General features: G+C 37.4%; 26 protein-coding genes, 1 other RNA gene and 1 other annotated feature. Of the genes, 16 read left to right on the top strand and 11 right to left on the bottom strand.

Translation table 11 applies throughout. The annotated features are described in order from the left end of the window. Window positions 1–50: 50 nt before the first annotated feature. Window positions 51–770 carry a two-component system response regulator ArcA gene (gene arcA, locus AVFI_RS11095; protein ID WP_005420775.1) on the bottom strand — a complete coding sequence of 240 codons (720 nt, stop codon included), beginning with the start codon at window positions 768–770 and terminating at the stop codon, window positions 51–53. A gap of 448 nt (window positions 771–1,218) precedes the next feature. Between arcA and AVFI_RS11090 the strand changes: the two genes are divergently transcribed. From AVFI_RS11090 to thrC, 4 genes are all read left to right on the top strand, one after another. Continuing rightward, the gene (locus tag AVFI_RS11090) at window positions 1,219–1,695 is read left to right on the top strand and encodes a putative 4-hydroxy-4-methyl-2-oxoglutarate aldolase (protein WP_005420773.1); all 477 of its coding nucleotides are present in this window, start codon (window positions 1,219–1,221) and stop codon (window positions 1,693–1,695) included. 169 nt (window positions 1,696–1,864) lie between these two features. Beyond that, window positions 1,865–1,981: a sequence feature (Thr leader region), on the top strand. Between the two features lie 115 nt (window positions 1,982–2,096). Further along, entirely contained in the window at window positions 2,097–4,556 is a 2,460-nt protein-coding gene (gene thrA, locus AVFI_RS11085) for a bifunctional aspartate kinase/homoserine dehydrogenase I (protein WP_017019071.1), read from the top strand. A gap of 1 nt (window position 4,557) precedes the next feature. Further along, window positions 4,558–5,514, top strand: coding sequence for a homoserine kinase (thrB, locus tag AVFI_RS11080; RefSeq protein ID WP_054775653.1), 957 nt, complete (start codon window positions 4,558–4,560; stop codon window positions 5,512–5,514). Continuing rightward, window positions 5,511–6,794: a threonine synthase gene (thrC, locus tag AVFI_RS11075; protein WP_017019070.1), complete on the top strand. Its 1,284-nt coding sequence runs from the start codon at window positions 5,511–5,513 to the stop codon at window positions 6,792–6,794. Before thrB ends, thrC begins: the two co-directional genes overlap by 4 nt. 191 nt (window positions 6,795–6,985) lie before the next feature. On the opposite strand, the gene grcA is transcribed toward thrC, so the two are convergent. Next, entirely contained in the window at window positions 6,986–7,363 is a 378-nt protein-coding gene (grcA, locus tag AVFI_RS11070) for an autonomous glycyl radical cofactor GrcA (RefSeq protein ID WP_005420764.1), read from the bottom strand. A gap of 362 nt (window positions 7,364–7,725) precedes the next feature. On the opposite strand from grcA, the gene nfo reads away from it, so the two are divergent. The 3 genes from nfo (at window position 7,726) to AVFI_RS11055 (ending at window position 9,865) form a co-directional block, all read left to right on the top strand. Further along, window positions 7,726–8,574 carry a deoxyribonuclease IV gene (gene nfo / locus AVFI_RS11065; protein ID WP_012533615.1) on the top strand — a complete coding sequence of 283 codons (849 nt, stop codon included), beginning with the start codon at window positions 7,726–7,728 and terminating at the stop codon, window positions 8,572–8,574. Further along, on the top strand, window positions 8,574–9,248 hold the full coding sequence (gene ung / locus AVFI_RS11060) for a uracil-DNA glycosylase (protein WP_054775654.1): 675 nt from the start codon (window positions 8,574–8,576) through the stop codon (window positions 9,246–9,248). The genes nfo and ung overlap by 1 nt, the downstream gene beginning before the upstream one ends. Before the next feature lie 89 nt (window positions 9,249–9,337). Then, window positions 9,338–9,865 carry a hemerythrin domain-containing protein gene (locus tag AVFI_RS11055; RefSeq protein WP_188863583.1) on the top strand — a complete coding sequence of 176 codons (528 nt, stop codon included), beginning with the start codon at window positions 9,338–9,340 and terminating at the stop codon, window positions 9,863–9,865. Window positions 9,866–9,914: 49 nt separating this feature from the next. On the opposite strand, the gene AVFI_RS11050 is transcribed toward AVFI_RS11055, so the two are convergent. Further along, the gene (locus tag AVFI_RS11050; protein WP_005420756.1) at window positions 9,915–10,094 is read right to left on the bottom strand and encodes a DUF3545 family protein; all 180 of its coding nucleotides are present in this window, start codon (window positions 10,092–10,094) and stop codon (window positions 9,915–9,917) included. A gap of 717 nt (window positions 10,095–10,811) precedes the next feature. On the opposite strand from AVFI_RS11050, the gene AVFI_RS11045 reads away from it, so the two are divergent. The 4 genes from AVFI_RS11045 to AVFI_RS11030 all read left to right on the top strand — a co-directional run bounded on the left by AVFI_RS11045 (window position 10,812) and on the right by AVFI_RS11030 (window position 15,068). Continuing rightward, entirely contained in the window at window positions 10,812–12,245 is a 1,434-nt protein-coding gene (locus tag AVFI_RS11045; RefSeq protein WP_188863582.1) for an alanine/glycine:cation symporter family protein, read from the top strand. Between the two features lie 114 nt (window positions 12,246–12,359). Then, on the top strand, window positions 12,360–13,139 hold the full coding sequence (gene yaaA, locus AVFI_RS11040; protein ID WP_054775655.1) for a peroxide stress protein YaaA: 780 nt from the start codon (window positions 12,360–12,362) through the stop codon (window positions 13,137–13,139). A gap of 244 nt (window positions 13,140–13,383) precedes the next feature. After that, window positions 13,384–14,244 carry a small-conductance mechanosensitive channel MscS gene (gene mscS, locus AVFI_RS11035; protein WP_005420749.1) on the top strand — a complete coding sequence of 287 codons (861 nt, stop codon included), beginning with the start codon at window positions 13,384–13,386 and terminating at the stop codon, window positions 14,242–14,244. A gap of 131 nt (window positions 14,245–14,375) precedes the next feature. Then, window positions 14,376–15,068 carry an oxidative stress defense protein gene (locus tag AVFI_RS11030; protein WP_005420748.1) on the top strand — a complete coding sequence of 231 codons (693 nt, stop codon included), beginning with the start codon at window positions 14,376–14,378 and terminating at the stop codon, window positions 15,066–15,068. Window positions 15,069–15,128: 60 nt separating this feature from the next. Here the strand turns inward: AVFI_RS11030 and serA are convergent, their stop codons facing one another. The 5 genes from serA to zapA form a co-directional block, all read right to left on the bottom strand. After that, the gene (gene serA / locus AVFI_RS11025; RefSeq protein WP_005420747.1) at window positions 15,129–16,358 is read right to left on the bottom strand and encodes a phosphoglycerate dehydrogenase; all 1,230 of its coding nucleotides are present in this window, start codon (window positions 16,356–16,358) and stop codon (window positions 15,129–15,131) included. Between the two features lie 193 nt (window positions 16,359–16,551). Then, on the bottom strand, window positions 16,552–17,208 hold the full coding sequence (rpiA, locus tag AVFI_RS11020; RefSeq protein WP_005420746.1) for a ribose-5-phosphate isomerase RpiA: 657 nt from the start codon (window positions 17,206–17,208) through the stop codon (window positions 16,552–16,554). 140 nt (window positions 17,209–17,348) lie between these two features. Next, a complete protein-coding gene (locus AVFI_RS11015) occupies window positions 17,349–17,930 on the bottom strand; it encodes a 5-formyltetrahydrofolate cyclo-ligase (RefSeq protein WP_012533056.1) in 582 nt (193 codons plus the stop codon). Between the two features lies 1 nt (window position 17,931). Continuing rightward, window positions 17,932–18,112: non-coding RNA, 6S RNA (gene ssrS / locus AVFI_RS11010), on the bottom strand. 31 nt (window positions 18,113–18,143) lie between these two features. Then, complete coding sequence (zapA, locus tag AVFI_RS11005; protein ID WP_005420743.1) at window positions 18,144–18,470, bottom strand: cell division protein ZapA; 327 nt, start codon at window positions 18,468–18,470, stop codon at window positions 18,144–18,146. 253 nt (window positions 18,471–18,723) lie between these two features. On the opposite strand from zapA, the gene AVFI_RS11000 reads away from it, so the two are divergent. The 3 genes from AVFI_RS11000 to AVFI_RS10990 are packed head-to-tail and all read left to right on the top strand — an operon-like array spanning window position 18,724 to window position 21,703. Then, on the top strand, window positions 18,724–19,293 hold the full coding sequence (locus AVFI_RS11000) for a YecA/YgfB family protein (RefSeq protein ID WP_054775656.1): 570 nt from the start codon (window positions 18,724–18,726) through the stop codon (window positions 19,291–19,293). Between the two features lie 11 nt (window positions 19,294–19,304). Continuing rightward, window positions 19,305–20,492 carry a 2-octaprenyl-6-methoxyphenyl hydroxylase gene (gene ubiH, locus AVFI_RS10995; protein WP_188863581.1) on the top strand — a complete coding sequence of 396 codons (1,188 nt, stop codon included), beginning with the start codon at window positions 19,305–19,307 and terminating at the stop codon, window positions 20,490–20,492. Between the two features lie 2 nt (window positions 20,493–20,494). After that, window positions 20,495–21,703, top strand: coding sequence for an FAD-dependent 2-octaprenylphenol hydroxylase (locus AVFI_RS10990; protein WP_054775657.1), 1,209 nt, complete (start codon window positions 20,495–20,497; stop codon window positions 21,701–21,703). A 45-nt stretch (window positions 21,704–21,748) separates the two neighbouring features. Here the strand turns inward: AVFI_RS10990 and AVFI_RS10985 are convergent, their stop codons facing one another. From AVFI_RS10985 to ygfZ, 3 genes are all read right to left on the bottom strand, one after another. Then, a complete protein-coding gene (locus AVFI_RS10985) occupies window positions 21,749–21,952 on the bottom strand; it encodes a DUF1107 domain-containing protein (RefSeq protein ID WP_012533528.1) in 204 nt (67 codons plus the stop codon). Between the two features lie 406 nt (window positions 21,953–22,358). Next, window positions 22,359–22,841, bottom strand: coding sequence for an aminoacyl-tRNA deacylase (locus AVFI_RS10980; protein WP_054775658.1), 483 nt, complete (start codon window positions 22,839–22,841; stop codon window positions 22,359–22,361). Beyond that, window positions 22,831–23,787, bottom strand: a complete 957-nt coding sequence (gene ygfZ, locus AVFI_RS10975; RefSeq protein ID WP_188863580.1) for a tRNA-modifying protein YgfZ — start codon at window positions 23,785–23,787, stop codon at window positions 22,831–22,833. The genes AVFI_RS10980 and ygfZ overlap by 11 nt, the downstream gene beginning before the upstream one ends. Before the next feature lie 183 nt (window positions 23,788–23,970). On the opposite strand from ygfZ, the gene AVFI_RS10970 reads away from it, so the two are divergent. Then, a complete protein-coding gene (locus AVFI_RS10970; RefSeq protein WP_054775659.1) occupies window positions 23,971–24,231 on the top strand; it encodes an FAD assembly factor SdhE in 261 nt (86 codons plus the stop codon). Window positions 24,232–24,310: 79 nt separating this feature from the next. Further along, the gene (locus tag AVFI_RS10965) at window positions 24,311–24,592 is read left to right on the top strand and encodes a hypothetical protein (protein WP_188863579.1); all 282 of its coding nucleotides are present in this window, start codon (window positions 24,311–24,313) and stop codon (window positions 24,590–24,592) included. Window positions 24,593–24,613: the final 21 nt, after the last annotated feature.

Below are 24,613 nucleotides of genomic sequence, written 5' to 3'. Positions count from 1 at the left end.
AGCTAGTGATAGCTGGGCATTTTATTTAAAAGTCATATAAGAAGAGGTTCTTATAGCTCTTCTAGGTCACCACAGAAGCGGTAGCCTTCACCGTGAATTGTAGCGATGATCTCTGGAGTATCAGTTACAGATTCAAAGTGCTTACGGATGCGACGGATAGTTACATCTACTGTACGATCGTGTGGCTTAAGCTCACGACCAGTCATTTTTTTCAGTAGATCTGCACGAGTCTGGATTTTGCCTGGGTTTTCACAGAAGTGAAGCAGAGCACGGAATTCAGAACGTGGAAGCTTGTAGCTCTCACCGCTTGGGCTAACAAGAGAACGGCTGTTGATTTCTACAGTCCAACCGTTGAACACATAGCGCTCAACCATTTTCTTATCTTCAACAACTGTGTTTTGGTTCATTGAACGAGTTAATAAGTTACGTGCACGAATAGTCAGTTCACGTGGGTTGAATGGTTTTGTGATGTAATCATCAGCGCCAATTTCTAAACCTAAAATCTTATCAACTTCATTATCACGGCCTGTTAGGAACATTAATGCCATATCGCCTCGTTCACGAAGTTCGCGAGCAAGAAGAAGGCCATTTTTACCTGGCAGGTTAATATCCATAATCACAAGATTAAGCTGCTGTTCAGAAAGCACTTTGTGCATTTCTTCGCCATCGCTAGCTTCAAAAACATTGTAGCCTTCAGCTTCAAAAATGCTTTTTAACGTATTACGAGTTACGTGTTCATCTTCAACGATTAGGATCTGTGGGGTTTGCATGGGCGGTACCTAACTAACTGGTTAAAGTCAAAAGTAGAATTAACAAATTTTAATTCTATAATAAAAAATTTACAAATAGGAAAATAGATTCTTCAATAGTTAATAAAAAGTAATATAGAAGAATTGAAACCTAAACGGTACGCCATCCTTGGTGGTTATTATTGAATATAAAATCAATAATAAAATAAAGCTCTAATTTGATGAGCTGCTTACTGAAACTCCATTAGAAGCAGGATTTTAATCCTTTAACACCACTCTAACAATAAGCGATTTTTATTTCCATACATTTTATTGATTTATATCAATAGCAACCGATAACAATAGAGTGTAGTAATAAATAAGGCAACATATCTATATTGAAATTGTAAATATCTATGCGAATACTAACTAAGTAATTTGAAAAATGTTGTTATTGTATAGTCGATTTTACAAACAAGGAGAACATAAAATGGATTTATTACCTGATATTTGTGATCAGTTTGAAGATAAAGTGCAGTTAGTTGATATCGATTTTAAAAACTTTGGCGGGAAGGCGTGTTTTTATGGCGAGATTGTAACGGTTCGTTGTTATAAAGATAATTCTTTGGTTAGAGAAGTACTCCAGCAGAATGGAAAGGGCAAAGTATTATTCATAGATGGAAATGGATCGCGTCAAAAAGCGTTACTTGGTGATCAAGTTGCTACCTTAGCTGTTGAAAATCAGTGGGAAGGAGTGATTGTTTATGGTGTTGTACGTGATGTCGGTGCAATACAAACCATGCCATTAGGCCTAAAGGCACTAGGAACTTCGCCTTTCAAAACAGAAAAAAGAGGCGCAGGAGAGCAGCAGGTTTCTCTTACTATTAATGGAAAAATGATTTCTCCAGGAGATTATATTTACGCAGATCTCAATGGGTTATTAATGAGTAAAGAGTTATTAATTTAAATAAATTTTATAAATAAATAAAATATTTGTTTTTATTATTCAAGGTCTTGGTGATTAGTTTGTATATTTTATTGAGTAAATAAATAAACTTTTCATTGACTTATTAGCTCTAAGTAAGGTAAATGTTACATAAGACAAACAATTTACTTTAGAATTTATTATATGTTTATTATCAGCTCTATGATTATTACCACAACAATTACCGGCACCATGGTTGCTGGGGTGGGCTGATACGTATAAGTATATGAAAAAGCCTGCTCTGATTACCAGAGCAGGCTTTTTTTTTGCAAATTTGTTACTAATTCTTAATTGTATTCTTTTATTATCAAACGAAAAGGTTATGATGATGTTAGTTATGCAGTAAGGATATTGCAGTAACACTCGTTTTTAGGGAGGAAGAAATGCGAGTATTAAAATTTGGTGGTTCGTCATTAGCTGATTCAGAACGTTTTTTACGTGCCGCAGACATTATTGCTAATAATGCACAGCAACAAGAAGTTTCTGTCGTATTATCAGCGCCAGGAAAAGTAACAAATAAATTAGTTTCAGTGGTTGATAATCTTCTTACCAATGGTGAGGCAGAATTACAAATCTCAGAACTAGAATCTGTTTTTACTCAATTGTTTAGCGGTATTTCTGACACCCTTCCACAAGTTGATCTTAAATTACTTGAAAATAAGCTGAAAGATTCTATTTCACAATTACGTCAATATGCCCATGGGATCACCTTACTTGGCATGTGTCCAGATAATGTATATGCAAAGATCATCAGTAAAGGTGAACGCATTTCTATTGTCATGATGAAAGCCGTATTAGAAGCAAAAGGTCAACCAGCAAGCTTAATTGATCCCGTTAAGTATCTATATGCGAAAGGCGATTACCTTGAAGGTGCAGTAGATGTCGATGTATCAACATTAAACTTTAAAAATGAACCATTGCCACAAGGTCATGTAAATATTATGCCTGGCTTTACTGCTGGTAATGCTAAAGGAGAGTTGGTAACTCTTGGTCGTAATGGTTCTGATTATTCAGCAGCAGTGCTTGCAGCATGTTTACGAGCTGAATGTTGTGAGATTTGGACTGATGTAGATGGTGTCTATAATTGTGACCCACGTTTAGTTGATGATGCTCGTCTATTAAAATCATTAAGTTATCAAGAAGCTATGGAGCTCTCTTACTTTGGTGCTTCCGTTCTTCACCCGAAAACAATCGCTCCTATTGCTCAATTCCACATTCCTTGTCTAATTAAAAACAGCTTTAATCCTCAAGGTGCAGGGACTCTAATTGGTCAAGATACCGGTGAAGATAATCTTGCTATTAAAGGGATTACGACACTAAATAACCTAACAATGGTTAATGTTAGTGGACCGGGTATGAAAGGCATGGTTGGTATGGCAAGCCGTGTATTTGGTGCTATGTCAGCTACAGGGATCTCAATTGTCCTTATTACTCAATCCTCATCAGAATACAGTATAAGTTTTTGTATTGAAGCTGAAGATAAATGCAAGGCAGAGCAAGTACTAAGAGAAGCCTTTGAATTAGAACTTAAAGATGGCTTATTAGAGCCGGTTGAATTTACAGATAATGTTGCCATTGTTACTTTGGTTGGCGATGGTATGCGTACATCGAAAGGCGTAGCCTCTCAATTCTTTACTTCTCTTACTGAAGTTAATGTGAATATTATTGCTATCGCGCAAGGATCTTCTGAGCGTGCGATTTCTGCTGTTATTCCTGAAGATAAAGTATCTGAGTCGATAAAAGCATGTCATGAAAACCTATTCAATAGTAAACATTTCTTAGATGTCTTTGTTGTTGGTGTTGGTGGTGTTGGTGGTGAACTAGTTGATCAAATCAAACGCCAACAGTCAAAACTGGCAGAGAAAGGCATTGAAATTCGAGTATGTGGTTTGGCAAACAGCCGAGGGTTGCTACTGGATAGCAAAGGTATTCCGCTAGAGGATTGGCGTGAGCGCATGAGCAATACGTCTGAAGAATTTAGCTTAGCTCGTTTAATTGCTTTGGTTCAACGTAATCATATCATTAACCCAGTTATTGTTGATTGTACATCAGATCATGGTATAGCTGCTCAATACGTTGATTTCCTATCAGCTGGTTTTCACGTTATTACACCGAATAAGAAAGCCAATACGGATTCAATGGCTTATTACCATCAGTTACGTAACGCTGCGCGTGGTACTCGTCGTAAATTTATGTATGAAACCACGGTTGGTGCTGGCTTACCTGTTATCGAAAACTTACAGAATTTGATTGCAGCAGGTGATGAGCTTGAAAAGTTCAACGGTATCTTGTCTGGCTCTCTTTCTTATATCTTTGGTAAGTTAGATGAAGGTATGTCATTAAGCGAAGCGACAAACGTAGCGAAAGAAAATGGCTTTACAGAGCCAGATCCTCGAGATGATCTTTCAGGAATGGATGTTGCACGTAAATTATTAATTTTAGCTCGTGAGTCTGGACTTGAAATTGAGCTGGATGATGTAGAAGTTGAGCAAGCATTACCTCCGGGCTTTGACGATTCAGGTACGGTTGAAGAGTTTATGGCTCGACTTCCTGAAGCGGATGCGTATTTTGCTGAGCAATCGGCTATTGCAGCAGAAGATGGCAAGGTATTGCGTTATGTTGGTGAGATCTTAGATGGCAAATGTAAAGTAAGAATTGTTGCAGTAGATGGCGATGATCCTATGTTTAAGATTAAAGATGGTGAAAACGCATTGGCTTTCTATAGCCGTTATTATCAACCTATCCCATTAGTATTGCGTGGTTATGGCGCAGGAACCGAAGTAACCGCTGCTGGCGTGTTCTCTGATTTAATGCGTACGCTTGGTTGGAAATTAGGAGTATAAAATGAGTGTTGTTGTTTATGCTCCTGCATCAATAGGAAATGTCAGTGTTGGCTTTGATGTATTAGGCGCAGCAGTCTCACCTATTGACGGTACACTATTGGGTGATCGTGTTTTAGTTGAGCTTGGAAGTGAGGCATTTACATTAGCTACCGCTGGCAGCTTTGTGGATAAATTACCTGAAAACCCTAAAGACAATATTGTTTACGACTGTTGGTGTGTATTTTCTCGTGAATTGAATAAAAAAAATGTGGCATTAAAGAATGTTCACATGATTTTAGAGAAAAATATGCCAATTGGTTCAGGCCTTGGTTCTAGTGCTTGTTCTATTGTTGCGGCGTTAGATGCATTAAACCAATTTCACGATAACCCTTTAAATGACGTGGAACTATTGGCGTTAATGGGCGAAATGGAAGGGCAGATATCAGGTGGTATTCACTATGATAATGTAGCTCCATGTTACCTTGGTGGCTTACAGTTAATGGTGGAAGAGCTTGGTATTATTAGTCAAGAAGTTCCATGCTTTGATGAATGGTATTGGGTTATGGCTTATCCTGGAATTAAAGTATCAACCGCTGAAGCTCGTGAGATTTTACCTTCTCAATACCGTCGTCAAGATGTGATTGCACATGGTCGTAACCTTGCTGGTTTTATTCATGCTTGTTACTCAAAACAACCAGAACTCGCAGCAAAGATGATTAAAGATGTGGTGGCTGAACCTTATAGAGAGCGCTTGTTACCAAACTTTGCTAAAGCTCGTGAATACGCAGCATCAGCAGGTGCATTAACGACAGGGATTTCAGGTTCAGGACCGACACTTTTTAGTATATGCACAGATAAAGATGTAGCGGATAGAGTATCTCGTTGGCTACAAGAAAATTACATTCAAAATAATGAAGGATTTGTTCATGTTTGTCGTTTAGATAAGCAAGGATCACAAGTGACAGGAAGTAAACTATGAAGCTGTATAACATAAAAGAAAATGATGAGCAGGTCTCTTTTGGCCAAGCGGTTCGCCAAGGTTTAGGTCGCAATCAAGGACTATTTTTTCCATCAGAATTACCTAAATTTGATGATGTTGATGCACTTCTTGCTGAGGATTTTATTTCTCGTAGTACTAAAATTTTATCTGCTTTTATCAAAGAGGAGCTGCCTCAAGATACCGTAAGAAGTATGGTTGAGAATGCATTTCAATTCCCTGCACCGATTAAAGCCGTTAAAGATGATGTCTATGCGTTAGAATTATTTCATGGACCAACATTAGCATTTAAGGATTTTGGTGGCCGTTTTATGGCTCAATCTCTAGGTGCTGTGACTGATAGCGATGAACAAATCACTATTTTAACGGCAACATCGGGTGATACCGGTGCGGCTGTTGCTCATGCATTTTATGGTATGGACAATATTAAGGTCGTCATTCTTTACCCGAAAGGTAAAATCAGTCCGCTGCAAGAGAAGTTATTTTGTACATTAGGTAAGAATATCCATACCGTTGCTGTTGATGGTGATTTTGATGATTGCCAAGCATTAGTAAAACAGTCTTTTGATGATGCAGAACTGCGTAAAGAAGTTGGATTAAACTCTGCAAACTCAATCAATATTAGCCGTTTGATGGCACAAATTTGTTACTATTTTGAGGCGGTATCTCAACTACCAAAAGAAAAACGTAATGATGTCGTTATTTCAGTGCCAAGTGGTAATTTTGGCAACTTGACTGCGGGATTATTGGCGAAATCATTAGGCTTACCTGTAAAACGCTTTATTGCTGCAACGAATGTTAATGATACCGTTCCTCGTTATCTTGAAACGGGTCAATGGGAACCTAAAGTCACGATCCCAACGATTTCAAATGCAATGGATGTAAGTCAACCAAATAACTGGCCTCGTATTGAAGAGCTATGTCAGCGTTTAGGATGGGGATTAGAAACTCTTGGTAAAGGTGCAGTTACTGATGAGCAAAGTGCTGAAACATTAAAAGAGATGAATCAAGCTGGCTATCTATGTGAGCCTCATGGTGCCATTGCTTATCGTATATTGAATGAGCAACTCTCTGACGGTGAAACTGGCCTTTTCTTATGTACAGCACATCCAGCTAAGTTTAAAGAAGTAGTTGAAGATATCCTAGGCAATGATATTGAGCTACCTGCTCCATTAGCCAAGCATAATGCGATGGAATTGTTATCTGAAGATTTAGATAATGATTTTGATGCACTTAAAGCAGTATTAAGAAAAGTTCAATAAGCACTAAGATTGAAATAGATGAGTCTCTTTGGTTAATGATCAAAGGGACTTTTTTATATGGCTAAAGTAATAATATCAATCGTAGTAAATAATTGAGCACCCTAGCAGTTAAATACTTACTGTGATTGGTATAAAAAAACGGCACTCATGAGCATTGAGTGCCGTTTCGTATTTTTAAATCGACTATAAAATTATAGAGATTCAGTAAAAGTACGTGCGATAACGTCTTTTTGTTGTTCTGTTGTTAGAGAGTTAAAACGCACAGCATAACCAGATACACGGATAGTTAGTTGTGGGTAGTTCTCTGGGTGTTTAACAGCATCTTCTAGAGTGTCACGTTGTAAAACGTTAACATTTAGGTGCTGACCACCTTCAATTTTTGGTGCTTTTTCGATAGCTACATCACGGCTTTCGTACTCACCTAGTTCGCTTGCTGCGATAACTTGGTCAGCTTCAAAACCTGCTGTTGCAACAACACAACGTGCTTCGTTTTTCTCGCTATCTAGTAGCCAGATTGAGTTAAGAAGATCGTCATTTGCAGCTTTAGTAATTTGGATACCTGTGATCATTTTACTTTCTCCTAGTCCACTTTGTGGTTATTTTCTAAATATCTTATGGGTCACATTATATACATGATACCCTTACTTTGTATATTGATATATGTCAAAAAACTACAAAAACTTTCAATTAATTCAGATTGAAAATCTTGTCCTAAATCAATAAAGTTCCATATAGCTTGCTTGTGGCACGTTTTTTATGGTTATTGGTTTTGTTTGTCTTTTTCTATTTTGTAGTAAAATTACTACAAAATTAGCTATTTACCTCATTCGTGATTTATATAGCTAATTATGGGTAGGGCAGAGAAGTACTGACAAATAAAGTGTTTACCGTAATAATAAGACGAAATAAATTTTGAAAGGAAATAACAGAGATGAAATATATTGGTGCGCATGTATCTGCTGCTGGTGGTGTTGATCAAGCGCCAAAACGCGCTTATCAAATTGGCGCTAATGCTTTTGCTTTATTTACAAAAAATCAACGTCAATGGGTAGCAAAACCATTAACAAAGAAAATCATCTCTGATTTTAAGGCTAACTGTAAGCGATTTGGCTTTAGTAGTGATCAAATTCTACCGCATGACTCATACCTAATTAATTTAGGTGCGCCTGAAACTGAGAAGCTTGAAAAATCAAGAGCGGCTTTTATTGATGAAATGGAGCGCTGTCATCAACTTGGTTTAACTTTATTAAACTTCCACCCAGGGAGTCATTTAAAGAAAATTTCAGAAGATGAATGTTTATCTTTAATTGCTGAATCGATCAATCTTGCTCATCAAGCGGTTCCTGATGTTGTTGCTGTTATTGAAAATACGGCAGGGCAAGGAACTAATCTTGGATGGAAATTTGAACAACTTGCTCAAATTATTGAACAAGTCGAAGATAAATCTCGAGTAGGGATTTGTATTGATACTTGCCACACGTTTGCTGCTGGATACGATTTAAGTTCAAAAGAAGCGTGTGAACATACTTTCGCTGAATTCGAACGTATTGTTGGTTTTCAATATTTACGAGGTATGCATATTAACGATGCGAAAATCGAATTAGGTAGTCGAGTTGATCGTCATCATTCGTTGGGGCAAGGAACGATCGGTTGGGATTGCTTTGAATATATTATGCAGGATGACCGATTTAATAATATACCGTTAGTTTTGGAAACGATTGATCCTGATATTTGGAAAGATGAGATAGCTCAATTAAGAACGCTAAGTGAGAAAAAGTAATGGTATTAACTTGGGACTCTATTATATCAGCTGAAAAAAAGAAGGCTTACTATCAATCTATGTCGGAAAAGATTGATGCCCAGCGCTCTCTTGGAAAACATATTTTTCCAAAAGAAGATCATATTTTTACTGCGTTTGATTTAACTCCTTTTAATGACGTTAAAGTGGTTATTCTTGGTCAAGATCCTTATCACGGAGAGGGGCAAGCACATGGTTTGTCCTTTTCTGTGTTACCAGGAGTAAAAATTCCTCCCTCTCTACGTAATATGTATAAAGAGCTGGCTGAAGATATTCCTGATTTTACTATTCCTGAGCATGGTTACTTAAAAACATGGGCAGAACAAGGAGTGCTGTTGTTGAACACGGTTCTGACTGTTGAGGAAGCAAAAGCTCATTCTCATGCCAAGTTTGGTTGGGAAACCTTTACTGATGCCATTATCAAAAAAATCAATGAGGATATGGAAGGCGTTATCTTTTTACTGTGGGGGGCTCACGCTCAGAAAAAAGGAGCGAATATTGATACAAGACGTCACTTTATTCTTCAGGCTCCACATCCATCTCCTTTATCAGCACATCGTGGTTTTTTTGGTTGTAAGCATTTTTCACAAACGAATGAATTGTTACGCCAACAAAACTTATCTGAAATCAATTGGGGATCGGTTACATTAAGTTAACTGGATAAAATTTGAACTAAATCCTGTGCTCTCATACTGATGATATACACTTATCTATTGTAATAGTTTACAAAGTAAAGGAGGACAGGATGCTTATTGAAAGTATTTATAAGGAGCATGGATACATAAATCGTATTGTGCAATTACTTGATAGTAAGTTGGAACGATTAGAGGATGAAAAAACAGTTAACTATAATGTAATTCGTGAAGGCGTTGATTATTTATCTTCTTTTGCTGAAAAAACTCATCATCCTAAAGAAGATATGATTTATCAATATTACATTGATCATTATGGTAAACATGAGGGGGTAAGTGACTTGCTTGAAGCGCACCATACTCTTTCACAAGATACTGAAGATTTCTCAATTACGATTGATATGATTCTAAATGATGCCATTGTGCCTAAAGACATATTTAAAGATCATTTGAAGGCATTTACTAAACGCATAAAAGATCATTTAACACAAGAAGAGCAAGAGATTTTTCCTTTTTTAAAAGCGCACTTAACAACGGACGATTGGGATGCCCTTGAGAAAGGATGGAAAGAAATAGATGACCCTGTTTTTGGTGAGACCGTTGATAAACGTTATCGAGAATTAGCGAAAAAAGTTAGGTAAAGGTCATTTCATAAAAAAGGAGAGCGCTAGACTCTCCTTTTTTTATTGATTATTTTAGATAAACATCGTCTAGATTGCCGTTGAAAAAAGGGTCGAGCTCTTTAAGTTCATGTAATAATTGACGACGATCTTGAATCTCTTCAATCTCACGCCATAGACGTTTGGCTTGCTTCTTTTTTGTCGTTGTTGTTTTCGTTGCTAATATATCGTTTAGTGTGTACCCATCCATAAGCACCTCATTTTATTAATTATTACAAAGAGTAAAACCATCCATTTAGCATGCTATTAAGTATCATAGAGAATAGATTATGACCTTGAACTGTTTCTCATTTGTTGATTTTTTATGAATTTTTTATGAGATAACGATCACTTAAATGCAATATATAGATAATTAATACTCAAAATGAGCGTCATAAAGGAATAAAAAATTAAAAGATAGCTAATTTTTTTGTGTTTGTTTTTTGTTAACGGGAGTGCCATTGGTTATCTGTCATCATTCGGTTTATTAGCAAACGTTTGGTTTGGTATTAAGATGCCGATTAAAAAACAATATCTAATATAGTAGTAAGTATCTTGTTGTTTTCTCTTAGGCATTATTTTTAATTACCTTTATTTACTGTTCATTATTCCAATCTAATTTTGGAATTTTGTTGATTGAAATGTCATTAATATGCGTATTATTTGTTGCTTTGATAGCGCTTTTTTCTGAAATTGTAGAAAAAGTGTCACCTTCAGAACATGTGTTTTCTATTGATTTTTTATTAAATACTGATCATCATTCAGCACGCCAATCTTAAGCATCATTAAATGCATAAATAATTCATGAAAGTGAATAAAGGGGTAATCCCATAATTAATAGAATGATAGTTTAAGGTTGGGACGAGAAGGGGACACTTAATGATATTAAGTGTGTATGTGTTTTTACGAATGTAACTGAGGGGGAAAAGTGGCAAGTCTTATTAATTTATTGAATGACCTATTATGGGGTTCAGTACTTGTATATTTATTAGTTGCTATCGGTATCTACTTCACTGTTCGATTGGGTTTTATTCAATTCCGTCATTTTGGACATATGTTTTCGGTATTGAAGGACAGTCGAAAGTCAGACACATCAGGTATCTCATCATTCCAAGCATTATGTACGAGCTTAGCGGCTCGAGTTGGTACAGGGAACATGGCAGGGGTCGCTGTTGCGCTTACCGCTGGTGGACCTGGTGCTATTTTTTGGATGTGGTTGATTGCGATGTTAGGTATGGCAACATCATTTGCAGAAAGCACATTAGCGCAATTATATAAAACCAAAGACGATGACGGTAATTATCGTGGTGGTCCTGCCTATTATATGGAGAAGGGACTTGGCATGCGCTGGATGGGCGTGCTCTTTTCAGTATTTTTAATCATCGCATTTGGTCTTGTATTTAACGCTGTTCAAGCCAACTCTATTGTTGGTGCAATGCAAACTGCATTTGGGTGGAAGCCTTTATATGTTGCTATTGCGATTGTCATTTTATCTGCCGTTGTTATTTTTGGCGGATTTAGAACAATTGCACGTACTGCTGAAATTGTTGTTCCAGTAATGGCTTTAGCTTATTTGGCAATTGCTTTCTTTATCATGTTTACCAACATTGAAAAGCTACCAAGTGTCATTAGCTTGATATTCAAGAGTGCATTTGGCTTACAAGAAGCTGCCGCTGGTGGTTTAGGCTATGCAATAGCTCAAGCTATGATTAATGGTATTAAGCGTGGTTTGTTTTCGAATGAGGCCGGTATGGGGTCAGCTCCGAATGCTGCAGCATCTGCGACACCATATCCTCCGCACCCAGCATCTCAAGGTTATGTGCAAATGCTAGGTGTATTCATGGATACAATTGTGATTTGTTCTGCGACAGTAGCTATCATTTTAATGTCTGGTGAGTATGTTCCTCATGGTGAAGTCACGGGTATTGAATTAACTCAGTTAGCATTAACAAGTCAAGTTGGTGATTGGGGCGGTATTTTTGTTGCTGTAGCGATTTTCTTTTTCGCTTTTACTTCGATTATTGCCAACTACTCTTATGCAGAAACGAATTTAATCTTCTTAGAGCATAATCATAAAGCAGGCATTGGTATTTTCCGAGTGATCGTTCTGGGTATGGTAATGTTTGGTGCGCTATCCTCATTACCTACGGTATGGGCATTAGCGGATGTATCAATGGGATTAATGGCAATTGTAAACTTAATAGCCATCGCATTGCTGTCAGGAACCGTGATTAAGCTTGCTAAAGATTATAATAAGCAACTTAAAGAAGGTAAATTACCTACCTTTGATAGTAAAGATTATCCAGAGCTTCACTCGCAATTAGAGGAAGGGATTTGGGATAATACAAAAGAGCAAAAATAGTCATTGTTTTTGCCCATCAAATAAATAGATAAAGCCATGCATTCGAGCGTGGCTTTTTTTTATTTGAATCGTTAATATCTTGTATATATAAAAATACACAGGGATATCTTGCTCATGCTTATTGTGGTTTCTCCAGCAAAAACACTCGATTATGAAACACCGCTACCAACATCTGCTTTTACTCAACCTGATTTCATTTCAGATTCGGCTGAGTTAATTAAAGCATGTAGAACATTAACGCCTGTTGATATCGCTAAGTTAATGAAAGTAAGTGATAAAATTGCCAGTCTAAATGCTGTTCGCTTTGAAGAGTGGTCAACGACGTTTACTCAAGAGAATGCTCGACCTGCCTTATTTGCTTTTAAAGGGGATGTATACACTGGTTTAGATGCAAACAGTTTGAGCGAAAGTGAGATTGAATATGCCCAAACCAATTTGAGAATGTTATCTGGTTTGTATGGGTTATTAAAGCCGTTGGATTTAATGCAGCCGTATCGTCTTGAAATGGGAACTAAGCTTGAAAATGGACGAGGTTCAAACCTGTATCAATTTTGGGGGAGTTTAATTACTAATAAACTTAATCAAGAGTTAGAAGCTCAAGATTCTGAAATATTAGTTAATTTAGCATCTAATGAGTACTTTAAATCGGTTAAGCCAAAGGAGCTAAAAGCCGATATTGTTACTCCTGTCTTTAAAGATTGTAAAAATGGACAGTATAAAATTATTAGTTTTTATGCGAAAAAAGCTCGAGGATTAATGGCTCGCTTTATTATTCAAAATAAGATTTCTAATGTTGAAGAGCTAAAGAGTTTTGATAGTGATGGGTATTATTTTGTTGAGGCGGAATCTACGGCGACTACGTTAGTCTTTAAGCGAGAAGAACAGAATAAATAACCCCATATTTCAACAAATAAAATGTCAACAAAGTGTTTCATATTTGTACCTAACTAGTTATATTAACTAGGTGGTTGTAATTTAAACTTTTTCAGCTTCTTATAGAAGAGAAAGTCGTGAAATAATCTGGTTTTTAAATGGATTTTACCCCCAAGTTAACATAGAAAGTGTTAAAATCGGCGTAATGTCAAAATAATGGCAACCCTCTCAATTTTTTGAGAATAACTATAAAAGGACAAATCAAATGGCAGATCAAGGCGCTGTAACTGATTTAGCTACAACTGGTGTAGCTAATTTAGAGCATTGGCTAACAGATAATACTGAATTGTTTATTACTTATGGTGTAAACATTATTTCAGCTCTCGCGATTCTTTTTATCGGTAACATTATCGTTAAAAAAGTAGCGAACAGTGTAAGTAACGTACTTAAAAAGAAAAAGATGGATAAAGCGGTTGTTGACTTTGTTCACACTCTTGTTCGTTACCTTTTATTCATCATCGTATTAATTGCTGCATTAGGTAAAGTTGGCGTACAAACGGCATCGGTTGTTGCTGTGATTGGTGCGGCTGGTTTAGCGGTTGGTTTAGCGCTTCAAGGCTCGCTATCAAACTTTGCAGCTGGTGTATTGATTGTTGCTTTCCGTCCATTTAAATCTGGTGATTATGTTGAGATTGGTGGTGTTGCGGGTTCGGTTGATTCAATTCAAATCTTCCAAACAATCCTAACTACACCTGATAACAAAATGGTTGTAGTACCAAATGGTGGTGTTATTGGTAGTCCAATTACAAACTATTCTCGCCATGCAACGCGTCGTGTAGATCATGTTATTGGTGTTTCTTATAGTGCGGATCTGAAGAAAACAAAAGAAGTCATTACAAAAGTACTTGAGTCAGATCCTCGTGTATTGAAAACACCAGCTCCAACGGTTGGTGTTGTTGCTCTAGCTGATTCATCAGTGAACTTTGTTGTTCGTCCATGGTGTAAAACTGCTGAGTACTGGGATGTTTACTTTGATACGCTTCAAGCGATTAAAGAAGGCCTAGATAACGAAGGTATTGAGATCCCATTCCCACAAATGGATGTTCATTTAAATAAAGTAGATTAATTTTTTATTTAAATCAAAATATTAAATGCTACCTTCGGGTAGCATTTTTTTTGCCTTAACATGCATAATGATAAGGAATTATTTGCTGTTATTAGAGTCATAGAAATATGACATTATCTTGAGAATAAAAAATGAAAAAAATAATAAGTGTTTTGTGTTTATCAGCTTTCTTAACTCCTGTAGCAATGGCTGCATCACCAGACTTTCCTCATCTTGAAGTATCAGGGAAAGGTGAAGTGTTTGTTGTACCTGATATGGCTCAGTTCTCAGTTGATGTCGTTGAAAGTAAGGCAACAGCAGAAAAAGCGAAACAGGCTGCGGATAAAGCAGTAACTGGATTTTTAGCTCGCTTAGAAGTACAAGGCGTTAAACGTGAGAATATTAATAGTGGTAATATTCGTTTAACCCCTGAATACCGTTATCCAAAAGGCAAAAAGCCAGAGCTTGTTGGTTACAAAGCCACTCGAAATATTACCGTTACCGTAATGGATTTGAATAAATTGAATGGTTATTTAGATAAAGCCTTGGGTGAGGGGATTAATCGTATTAACCATATTGAATTAAAAACAAGTAAAGAAAAGCAATACATTGAAGCGGCTCGTTTAGAAGCGATTAAAGATGCGAATGAAAAAGCGGCATCTTTAGCTAAAGGATTTGGTACTTCTGTTAAAGGGGTTTGGAAGGTTTCATATCATAATAATTACAGCCAACCTGTACTAATGAGAAGTATGGCGATGGATAGTGCTGCAAATACAGCTGAAAGTTATCAGGATAATCAAATGGTGATTTCTGACTCTGTATCTGTTGTATATCGACTTAACTGATTACATTATTTAATATGAATAAAATGGGCAGCTAATTAAGCTGCCCATTTTTTATTTATCTTAATGAAGAATTCGAGCGCGGATAGTGCCTTCAATTGCTTTTAGTTGAACCAGAGCTTCTTCAGCTCGTGCGGTTTCAACATCAATAACAACATAGCCCATATCTGCTGATGTTTGTAAGTATTGAGCTGCAATGTTAATGCCTTCATTAGCAAAAATACTGTTTATTTGAGTTAGAATACCTGGACGGTTTTCATGGATATGTAATAAACGTGATGTATCAGTATGTTCAGGAAGTGACACTTCAGGGAAGTTAACTGATGATAATGTTGAACCATTGTCTGAGTATTTTGTTAGTTTACCCGCAACTTCAACCCCAATGTTTTCTTGAGCTTCTTGAGTAGAACCCCCAACATGTGGTGTTAAGATTACATTATCAAATTTTTGTAATGGTGACTCAAATGGGTCAGCGTTTGTTTTTGGTTCTACAGGGAACACATCAACCGCTGCGCCACCTAAATGTCCAGACTCTAATGCGTCACATAGATCTTGAATTTTTACAACAGTTCCACGTGCAGCGTTAATAAAGATAGCGCCTGGTTTCATACGAGCAAATTCCTCTGCCCCCATCATGTCTTTTGTTCCAGCTGTTTCAGGAACATGTAGAGAGATCACATCACACTTATTTAATAATTCACTCATGGTAGGGATTTGAGTTGCGTTACCTAGAGAAAGTTTATTTTCGATATCGTAGTAATAAACTCGCATACCTAGGTTTTCAGCTAAAATCCCTAATTGTGTACCGATATGTCCATAACCTATGATACCCAAACGTTTGCCTCGAGCTTCAAAAGAAGCGTCAGCACTTTTTTTCCAAATACCACGGTGTGCTAATGCATTCTTTTCTGGGATACCACGAAGTAATAGTAGAATTTGACCTAAAACTAATTCAGCAACGCTTCGAGTATTAGAAAAAGGAGCATTGAATACAGGAATACCACGCTTTGCGGCTGCTTTTAAATCAACTTGGTTTGTGCCGATACAGAAACAACCAACAGCAACCAATTTGTTTGCAGCATCAAAGACTTCTTGTGTTAATTGAGTGCGGGAGCGAAGACCAATAAAATGAACGTCTTTTACTGCTTCTAAGAGTTCTTCTTCAGAGAGTGAACCTTTGTGGTATTCAATATTGGTGTAACCATCTGCTTGGAAAACTTCAACACAAGATGGGTGCAATCCTTCTAAAAGAAGAATTTTGATTTTTTCTTTTTCCAGAGATACTTTTGCCATGGTCGTTCTTATCCTTAAAAACAAAATTATGATGTGATTTATTGCTTGCTGATTATAAAGTATCAAAAAATAATCAGTTTGGGTAAGAAAATTACGGAATAGTTAATAAAAAACGGTGCTAATGAGCACCGTTGTAATGAAATAACATTTTTGTTCCCTATTAAATAAGGGAGCATTAAGTTAAGGTAGTTATTTAGTCGAACTTCTTAACGCCTTCTGGAGCTCCTACTAATAGGACATCTGCACCGCGGTGTGCAAATAAACCTACAGTTACTACGCCTGGAAGAGCATTGATTTTATCTTCTAGATCTTTTGCATCTGTAATTTTCATACCGTGAACATCAAGGATCACATTGCCATTATCGGTAATTACGCCTTCACGGTATGCAGGATCGCCACCTAATTTAACTAACTCACGAGCAACATAAGAGCGAGCCATTGGAATAACTTCAACAGGAAGAGGGAATTGACCTAAAACATCAACTTGCTTTGTGTCATCAACAATACAGATAAATTTATCAGAAATTGCAGCAACGATTTTTTCACGAGTAAGAGCTGCGCCGCCGCCTTTAATCATTTCGTTTTTGCCGTTAATTTCGTCGGCACCATCAACATAAACATCAAGGCCTGCAACATCATTACAATCAAAAACTTCAATACCTAGTTCTTTTAACTTCTCTGTTGAAGCTACTGAGCTTGATACTGCGCCTTTAATTTCATTCTTCATGGTCGCAAGTGCGTCGATGAAATGGTTTACGGTTGAACCTGTACCCACACCAACAATGCTGCCAGCTTCTACGTATTCTAACGCTGCCCAACCAGCTGCTTTTTTCATCTCGTCTTGAGTCATGACCTTCTCCTAGAAATATAATGTGCAAATGAAAGCGGCGTGATTATAGCGTAGAGTTTTTTCTTCGTCAGAAAAAATAAGTCAGTAAAGCGTAAAAAATGAATAAAATACAAGCAAAGCAAACGGTTTCGGCTAACTATTTACCAGTGCCATGTTTTTTGAGGTGTGATGATTTGAGGAAGTGGTACATCCCAAGATTCAATCGGTAACAATGAAACTTGCTGGCAAGTGTGTGATAACCCTATCGGCATTGGACCTTGCTGATGGGAGTGCCAATTAGAGAGTGTTCGATCATAATATCCTCCGCCCATACCTAAACGATTACCAGTATGATCAAAAGCAACTAACGGCGTCAAAATTAGATCTAATTCAGAGGTCGGTATAATTTTAGTTTTGTTTAGTTTGGGTTCTAGGATCTGATATTTATTATGAACAAGCGGTGAGTTTTCAGTGTACTCAAGGAATAATAAATGCCCCTTTGAGAATGGGTGTATTACAGGTAAAGCGACTTGTTTGCCCTGTGCCCATAACCAAGTGATGAGTGGATTGGTATCAATTTCACCATCGGAAGATAAATAGACTGCAATAGAGTGTGCTTTTTGAATTACAGGGTTGATAGAGCACTGCTGGACAAGAGCGTTGGCTGCTTGAGATTGTTCAATAGGAGATAAAGCGTTACGACGTTGACGTGTAGATTGTCGAATGAGTCGACGAGATGTCATGGAATACCCCAAAGTGCCGTAGTGGTCGTAGCCCTTGAACCCTAGGTTCAAGGCGGATCAGCAAAGTTTACCGTAGGCTTCTCAGTACAAGCCGAGCATGCTCAATAGCAAACAAGTACTAACCCTAATTTGTGCTTATCGGCTCAGGGACATAGATCCGCCTACAAACACTCCAGGGTAAATTTTATTCTTTTGCTATCCTTAGCGATGTTTCTATTCTGCCGTACTTTCTTCTGTTTGGCTAGGCTTAACTGTAGAAATTGCAGCTTCTAATGCGCTTGCAAGCAATCCCATGCGTTCATAAACATCAGAAGAGTGTTTACTTGCCTCTTTTTTAGCCGCATGAAGTTCGTAGCAGATATTTAACGACGTAATAGTCAATAACTGTTCAGTATTGGTTACTTTGGTTCGTTCAGATAATTCATTTACACGATTATCTAAATCTTGAGCGGCTTCTTTTAATGCAGCTTCTTGACCAGCAGGGCAGTTAACCTTGATGGCTCGTCCTAATATTTGGACTTGCACGGCTTGGCTTGTCATCAATACATTACTCATCGTTAAACTATAAGATTCACTGACTTCATAAATAACCAGTGATAAGTGAATGAAACTATAAGAAATGATGTAAAAAGATTCAAGTATTTCGCATCGCTTTGTTGATGGTGGTTAACTATATTCTTAATAAAACAACAATCTGATGAAAAGATACTCAATTGCGAGAGATAGTGAGTTTTCTGAAAATGCATGAAGTGGTAGCATGGAGATATTAATCCTAATCTAGAGATCGTCAAATATGAGCGAAATTAAAATGCCAGAGTTTTTAACCGTTGAGTCAGCTTTAAAAGACAGTGGACTTGCAGTTACACCATCAGAATTGCATGGTTTATTAGTTGGCATGATAAGCGGTGGTCTATCTCTTGACGATCAAACCTGGAAGCCATTGATTTATGATTACACTAACGATGGGATGGGATGGCCAGACAGTGCAATTAAAGTAGGAAGTGCGGTATTTCAATGCACAGTTGCTGAATTAACGGCTGAGAAGTTGGCTTTAGAGCTACTAATTCCTAGTGAGAAAGAGAGCTTAATGAATCGAGCTGATGGGTTAAGTGAGTGGGTTAACCATTTTATCTCTGGTTTAGGTTTAGTTGAGCTTAAATTAGATAAAACATCTGATGCATTGAAAGAAGCGTTAGCTGATTTAGAAGAAATTGCACGCTTAGGTATTGATGAAGATGATGATCTTGAAGAACAAGAAAGTCTCTTTGAACAAATAGTAGAGCATGTACGTATTTGTGTTCTTACTATTCATGCCGAATTAGGTCAGCAAATACATACTGATGCATCTAAAACAGTGCATTAATGGACTCTAGAATGACACATTATGATGTAGTTATTGTTGGTGGTGCGATGGCGGGAGCAACACTCGCTTTAGCATTAGAAAAAATGAATCAAGGGCGTCTTTCGATTGCGGTTATTGAAGCTGTCGAACCAAAACTTGATTCTCACCCAGGCTATGATTCTCGAAGTATTGCTCTTTCTAATGGAACTGCGCAGCTATTGAAAGATATTGCTTTGTGGTCTGATATCGCCCCGTTAGCAACACCAATAAAGCATATTCACATCTCAGATCAGCAACACGCAGGAATAACAGAGTTAACATCAAAAGAATTGAATGTTGATGATCTTGGTTATGTTGTTGAGCTTGCTGATATTGGTGACTTTTATCATAAAAAATTAATAAACTCTTCAGATATAGAACTTATTTGCCCTGCATCGGTTTCTCATCTTGAGCGAGAGTTAGCACTGACTAAGATAACGCTCTCTACAGGAAAGGTTATTTCTGCATCTTTGGTTGTTGCAGCAGATGGCGCTGAATCTGCCACGTGCAAAAGCATGCAATTAGAATCTGAAGTGTTTGATTTTGAGCAGGTCGCTATCATTGCTAATGTGACAACAGAGCTTCATCCTCAAGGAAAAGCATTTGAGCGTTTTACTGAGCATGGTCCTGTCGCTCTCTTGCCGATGTCTAATGGTCGTAGCTCACTTGTATGGTGTGTTACTCCTGAAGCATCGCAGGAAATATTAGAGTACAGTGATGAGCAATTTTTAGCGCATTTACAAAGTGAATTTGGTTGGCGCCTTGGTAAGCTAATAAAAACGGGTAAGCGAGCACATTATCCTTTGTTACTTCGTCGTCAAAAACAGCATGTTTCCCATCGTTTTGCTGCTATTGGTAATGCAGCTCAAACTCTGCATCCGATAGCAGGCCAAGGGTTTAACCTTGGAATAAGAGATGTATTTTCATTAAGCGAATGTATTACTCAAGCTTCTTTGAATGGTCAAGATATTGGTGATTATTCGGTGCTAGCTGAGTATCAGAATCGACGAGAACCAGACCAACAGCAAACCATAACGATGACTGCAGGATTAATTTCTATCTTTGCAACTCATTCACTCCCAATGGTAATTGGACGAAATATTGGTTTGTATGCGGTTGATACTTTACGTTTTTTATTAAAACCCGTGACATTACGAGCAATGGGTAGAGTGAAAAGATAATTATGATGCAGAGTGTAGATATTGCGATTATTGGTGGCGGTATGGTTGGTTTAACCGTAGCCGCTGCATTAGAAAACAGTGGATTAAGAATCGCAGTCATTGAAAGCCAACTGCCTGAAGAGGAATTAGCCTCTTTACCTGATATTCGAGTTTCAGCGATCAGTCGAGCAAGTGAAAATATTTTAAATAATGTTGGAGCATGGCAGGGAATCTTGTCACGTCGTGCAGCACCATACACATCGATGCGAGTATGGGAGCAAGACAGCTTTGCTAAAATTGAATTTGAAGCAGAGGATATCGCTCAGCATAATTTAGGGCATATTGTCGAAAACCGAGTTATACAACTTTCTCTTTTGGATAAAATTTCAAAACAAGAAAACGTTACATTATTAGCGCCAGAACGATGCACTAATATTATGTTTGGCGAAAGTGAAGCTTGGATTAATTTAGAATCAGGTAAAGCCATTACCGCAAAGCTGGTGGTTGGTGCGGATGGTGCAAATTCATGGTTACGTAATCAGTTAGATATTCCTTTAACACATTGGGATTACGGTCATAGCGCTCTGGTTGCAAATATTCGAACGGTAGATGCTCATAATGCAACCGCTCGACAAATATTTAGACCAGAAGGACCGCTTGCATTTTTACCATTAGGTGAACCGAATTTAAGCTCTATTGTATGGTCCCTTGATCCTTTGCAAGCCGAAGATTTAGTTTCGATGCCTGAAGACGATTTCAATAAACGTCTAACTACGGCATTTGATAATCAACTTGGGTTATGTTCTGTTGAAGGTGCTCGCCAAGCTTTTCCATTAAAGATGCGTTATGCCAAAGATTTCGTTCGTGATCGAGCGGTATTAGTTGGTGATGCTGCGCATACTATTCACCCTTTAGCAGGGCAAGGTGTGAATCTTGGAGTTGCCGATGCTGCTGCATTAGCTGAAACGATTTTAGCGTTACAAAATGAAAGTAAAGACATCGGTTTAAAAGTTAATTTACGTTCTTTTGAGCGATGGAGAAAAGCAGAAGCCGCTCAAATGATCGCCTCTATGCAAGGGTTTAAAGAGTTATTTTCTGGAAGCAATCCAGTTAAGAAGTTCATTCGAGGAGTGGGAATGTCATTAACGAATGAGTTATCGCCTGTTAAAGATGAATGCTTAAAAAGAGCGCTAGGCTTATCTGGGCATTTACCAGAAATAGCAAAAAAATAATATTTAGCTAAAAACAAAAAAGGTAGCGCAATGCTACCTTTATTTTTAATAAGCCATTTTCAACCGAGTTATTTCTGAGTTAATTTCTTTTACCATTTTATAGTGTTTACGCTCCGCTTCTGTAGGAGCCACTAATCGACCATCTTTAAATCGAAACTCGCCAATGCCGTGAATATGAATCTTTCCATTAAATAGTCGACTAATATGTTTCGCAATCATGCTCGGTGCATAGTGCTTAAAAAATCGCATCACATTATCCTTCAGTGATTAAAACAAACGAGCTTTTATGCTCTGGATAGTATTATAACCAAATTTATGTGACATATATGTTGCAAAACTGGGATAAGGTGAGGAGGAGCATATTATTAATATTTTAATATGCTGATATTTGATCTTTATCTAGATAAAAATATTAAAAAAAAGCCCGAAACAGAGTTCGGGCAAACAGTCACAGATGCATTTCCAATATATATAGGTATATTGGAGTAAATTGTTTGGAGTTAAACAATTTATGCGCTCTTTCGTAAGAAAAGAACATAATTAAAATAACTAAAAATCAACCAAAATGCTACTTATTCATAAAAAATAAATAATAATTCATCTTTTGATGTGGCGAAATGAGTAATGGATCAAGTTCGTTATGTAAGAATGTAAATTAATCCAATTCTCGGCACAAAGAAGCTAGAGTTGGTTGACATAAATGACATAAGTCAGAGAGCGTTAATTCAATTCCTGCCATTCTATCGCCGCTGGATATATTAATGTATTGATATCGTTGGAAATGAATGTCTAGAAAAACAGGCATAGGTGTCGCGGTTACTACTGGGTTTATCGTACCAATCTCAAAGCCTGTAATCAGTTTTACTTCATCAGGTGAAACACAGGTCATGCGTCGGCAATCTAATAATTGTCGTACTTTTTTTGGATCTACTTGTTGATCTCCAGGAACGCAAGCGAGAGCCAATCGCCCACCCATATCTCGTAAAACAATCGTCTTAACCATCTGAGATGGAGATACTCCACGTTGTTCAGCGGCATCTTGAACACTGATTACGGGGGTTTTATGTGGAAGTATTCTATAAGGGATCTGCTCTTTATCAAGCAGACCCGTCACAGATGTTTGCAACTTACTCATCATTAAGTGTGTAAGGTAATTCTACTTTTTCCCAGATAGATTCTTGAAGTTTGAATTGTGTATCTTCATCTAAATCATTCGGGAGGATTGCTAGAGCAAGGGTATAGCCATCTTCAAAGCGGTATGCCGAAACAATGGTTCCGCCTTTACGCCAATTTTCGCCCACACTACGCTCAATAGCATCGCCGGCAGATGGTTGTGCTTCAGAGATACCTGAAAGTAAGTACATAGCACGTTTGTTTATACCGCGATATTTTGCTCTTGCTACGGTTTCTTGGCCTGTATAGCACCCTTTTTTAAAGCTAATACCATTAATAGCTTGTAGATTTAATGCTTGAGGGATATGTTCGTTACATAGTGGGGCATCTATTTGTGGTAAGGCGTGTTTAATGTGGTGTAAAGACCATATAGCCTCATCGCATAGTGTTGCTTCTGATAATAAAGAAAGAAGTTCCTCTTTTTTATCATCGGTTGTTACTAGTAACCATTGTGTATCGCTAACTTTGGCAAACGTACCAAATTTAGATACTCGGACGTTGGCATTTGAATCAGTATGCTGATTTATCCATTCAAGGGCTTTATCACCAGTAAAGCCAAGTAAAATTTCATCACTAATTGAAATATCGACTTTAGAAAATACAGCGTATTTTTTGATTTCAGTTAATTCTGTTTCGATAGCACTTTTACGCTGAAATAAAGCGTAGCCATCATTGTGATGAAAGAGTTGGAAGATACTCCATAATTTCCCTTTTGCATCACAATGCCCACCGAAGGTGATCTCATCTTGAGCTAAAGAAACAACATCGCAAGTAACTTGACCTTGTAGGTATGATTTTTTATCTGCACCAATCATTGTGATTAATGCCCAATCATTTAACTCGGAGACAGTGAAGCTTGGTAATAGCTCATCTTTATTTAAATTTAATGCTGGGAATAGAGTGCTCATCATAAAACTCTTATTTAAGTTAGGTTATGTTCTTTATAGTAAATGTCTAAATTTTAAATGTCAGTAAAAAGAAACAAGTAGTTTCATGTCGCATCTTCTTAATCTTATGACTTTAGATCATGGTTGTCGTTGAAATAGACTGATAAACTCAAGGCCGTTATTTTATTTTTTACGCTAGGGGACAGTATGTACAGTGCCGAAGAAAAAGCACGAGTTAAGTGGGCTTGCCGTCGTGGAATGCTGGAATTAGACGTGGTAATAATGCCATTCTTTGATGAATATTTTGAAGAGCTTACAGAAGCTGAACAACAAGCTTTTGTTTCATTGTTAGAGTGCGATGATCCTGATTTATTTACATGGATTATGGGACATGGGCGCAGTGACAATCTTGCTCATGCATCTATGGTAGATAAAATCGTTGAGCACAACCTCAGCAAGTTACGTTAAAATAACGCTGAACTTCTCTTATATCGCCTATCTTTTCCTAAATGGTAGTTATTTCTGCTTTGGATGGGCGATATTATTGATGGGGATAATCCCATTTCCAATCCTTCCCCTGTTTTTTTACTTCATTTATAAACAAGTGAACGCTACTTACCATCAGCTATTAGAGTTGCAAGGTAGCTATACTTTTTCAAAGAAAGAAACCGATGATCATCGTGATTGGGTTGTTAAACGGGTACTGTGGAATAGTCGCTCATTAAGCATTATTTATGCTGAAAATGCTTATGCAAAGCAGTACTTTTATTTATTTTCAGATGCGATAGATAAAAAAAAGCACCATCAATTAATGGTGCTCTTAAAGTAGTCATGTTGTCGTTATTAAATA

The sequence above is a fragment of the Aliivibrio fischeri ATCC 7744 = JCM 18803 = DSM 507 genome (assembly GCF_023983475.1).
Taxonomy (GTDB): Bacteria; Pseudomonadota; Gammaproteobacteria; order Enterobacterales; family Vibrionaceae; genus Aliivibrio; species Aliivibrio fischeri.
Note: the sequence above shows the minus strand (reverse complement) of the source record. Positions and strands in the feature narration are given on the sequence as shown.

Excerpts from the sequence above, each read along its gene's own strand:
- arcA (WP_005420775.1), bottom strand. The coding sequence starts at position 770 with ATGCAAACCCCACAGATCCTAATCGTTGAAGATGAACACGTAACTCGT.
- AVFI_RS11090 (WP_005420773.1), top strand. The coding sequence starts at position 1,219 with ATGGATTTATTACCTGATATTTGTGATCAGTTTGAAGATAAAGTGCAG.
- thrA (WP_017019071.1), top strand. The coding sequence starts at position 2,097 with ATGCGAGTATTAAAATTTGGTGGTTCGTCATTAGCTGATTCAGAACGT.
- thrB (WP_054775653.1), top strand. The coding sequence starts at position 4,558 with ATGAGTGTTGTTGTTTATGCTCCTGCATCAATAGGAAATGTCAGTGTT.
- thrC (WP_017019070.1), top strand. The coding sequence starts at position 5,511 with ATGAAGCTGTATAACATAAAAGAAAATGATGAGCAGGTCTCTTTTGGC.
- grcA (WP_005420764.1), bottom strand. The coding sequence starts at position 7,363 with ATGATCACAGGTATCCAAATTACTAAAGCTGCAAATGACGATCTTCTT.
- nfo (WP_012533615.1), top strand. The coding sequence starts at position 7,726 with ATGAAATATATTGGTGCGCATGTATCTGCTGCTGGTGGTGTTGATCAA.
- ung (WP_054775654.1), top strand. The coding sequence starts at position 8,574 with ATGGTATTAACTTGGGACTCTATTATATCAGCTGAAAAAAAGAAGGCT.
- AVFI_RS11055 (WP_188863583.1), top strand. The coding sequence starts at position 9,338 with ATGCTTATTGAAAGTATTTATAAGGAGCATGGATACATAAATCGTATT.
- AVFI_RS11050 (WP_005420756.1), bottom strand. The coding sequence starts at position 10,094 with ATGGATGGGTACACACTAAACGATATATTAGCAACGAAAACAACAACG.
- yaaA (WP_054775655.1), top strand. The coding sequence starts at position 12,360 with ATGCTTATTGTGGTTTCTCCAGCAAAAACACTCGATTATGAAACACCG.
- mscS (WP_005420749.1), top strand. The coding sequence starts at position 13,384 with ATGGCAGATCAAGGCGCTGTAACTGATTTAGCTACAACTGGTGTAGCT.
- AVFI_RS11030 (WP_005420748.1), top strand. The coding sequence starts at position 14,376 with ATGAAAAAAATAATAAGTGTTTTGTGTTTATCAGCTTTCTTAACTCCT.
- serA (WP_005420747.1), bottom strand. The coding sequence starts at position 16,358 with ATGGCAAAAGTATCTCTGGAAAAAGAAAAAATCAAAATTCTTCTTTTA.
- rpiA (WP_005420746.1), bottom strand. The coding sequence starts at position 17,208 with ATGACTCAAGACGAGATGAAAAAAGCAGCTGGTTGGGCAGCGTTAGAA.
- AVFI_RS11015 (WP_012533056.1), bottom strand. The coding sequence starts at position 17,930 with ATGACATCTCGTCGACTCATTCGACAATCTACACGTCAACGTCGTAAC.
- zapA (WP_005420743.1), bottom strand. The coding sequence starts at position 18,470 with ATGACAAGCCAAGCCGTGCAAGTCCAAATATTAGGACGAGCCATCAAG.
- AVFI_RS11000 (WP_054775656.1), top strand. The coding sequence starts at position 18,724 with ATGAGCGAAATTAAAATGCCAGAGTTTTTAACCGTTGAGTCAGCTTTA.
- ubiH (WP_188863581.1), top strand. The coding sequence starts at position 19,305 with ATGACACATTATGATGTAGTTATTGTTGGTGGTGCGATGGCGGGAGCA.
- AVFI_RS10990 (WP_054775657.1), top strand. The coding sequence starts at position 20,495 with ATGATGCAGAGTGTAGATATTGCGATTATTGGTGGCGGTATGGTTGGT.
- AVFI_RS10985 (WP_012533528.1), bottom strand. The coding sequence starts at position 21,952 with ATGCGATTTTTTAAGCACTATGCACCGAGCATGATTGCGAAACATATT.
- AVFI_RS10980 (WP_054775658.1), bottom strand. The coding sequence starts at position 22,841 with ATGATGAGTAAGTTGCAAACATCTGTGACGGGTCTGCTTGATAAAGAG.
- ygfZ (WP_188863580.1), bottom strand. The coding sequence starts at position 23,787 with ATGATGAGCACTCTATTCCCAGCATTAAATTTAAATAAAGATGAGCTA.
- AVFI_RS10970 (WP_054775659.1), top strand. The coding sequence starts at position 23,971 with ATGTACAGTGCCGAAGAAAAAGCACGAGTTAAGTGGGCTTGCCGTCGT.
- AVFI_RS10965 (WP_188863579.1), top strand. The coding sequence starts at position 24,311 with ATGGGGATAATCCCATTTCCAATCCTTCCCCTGTTTTTTTACTTCATT.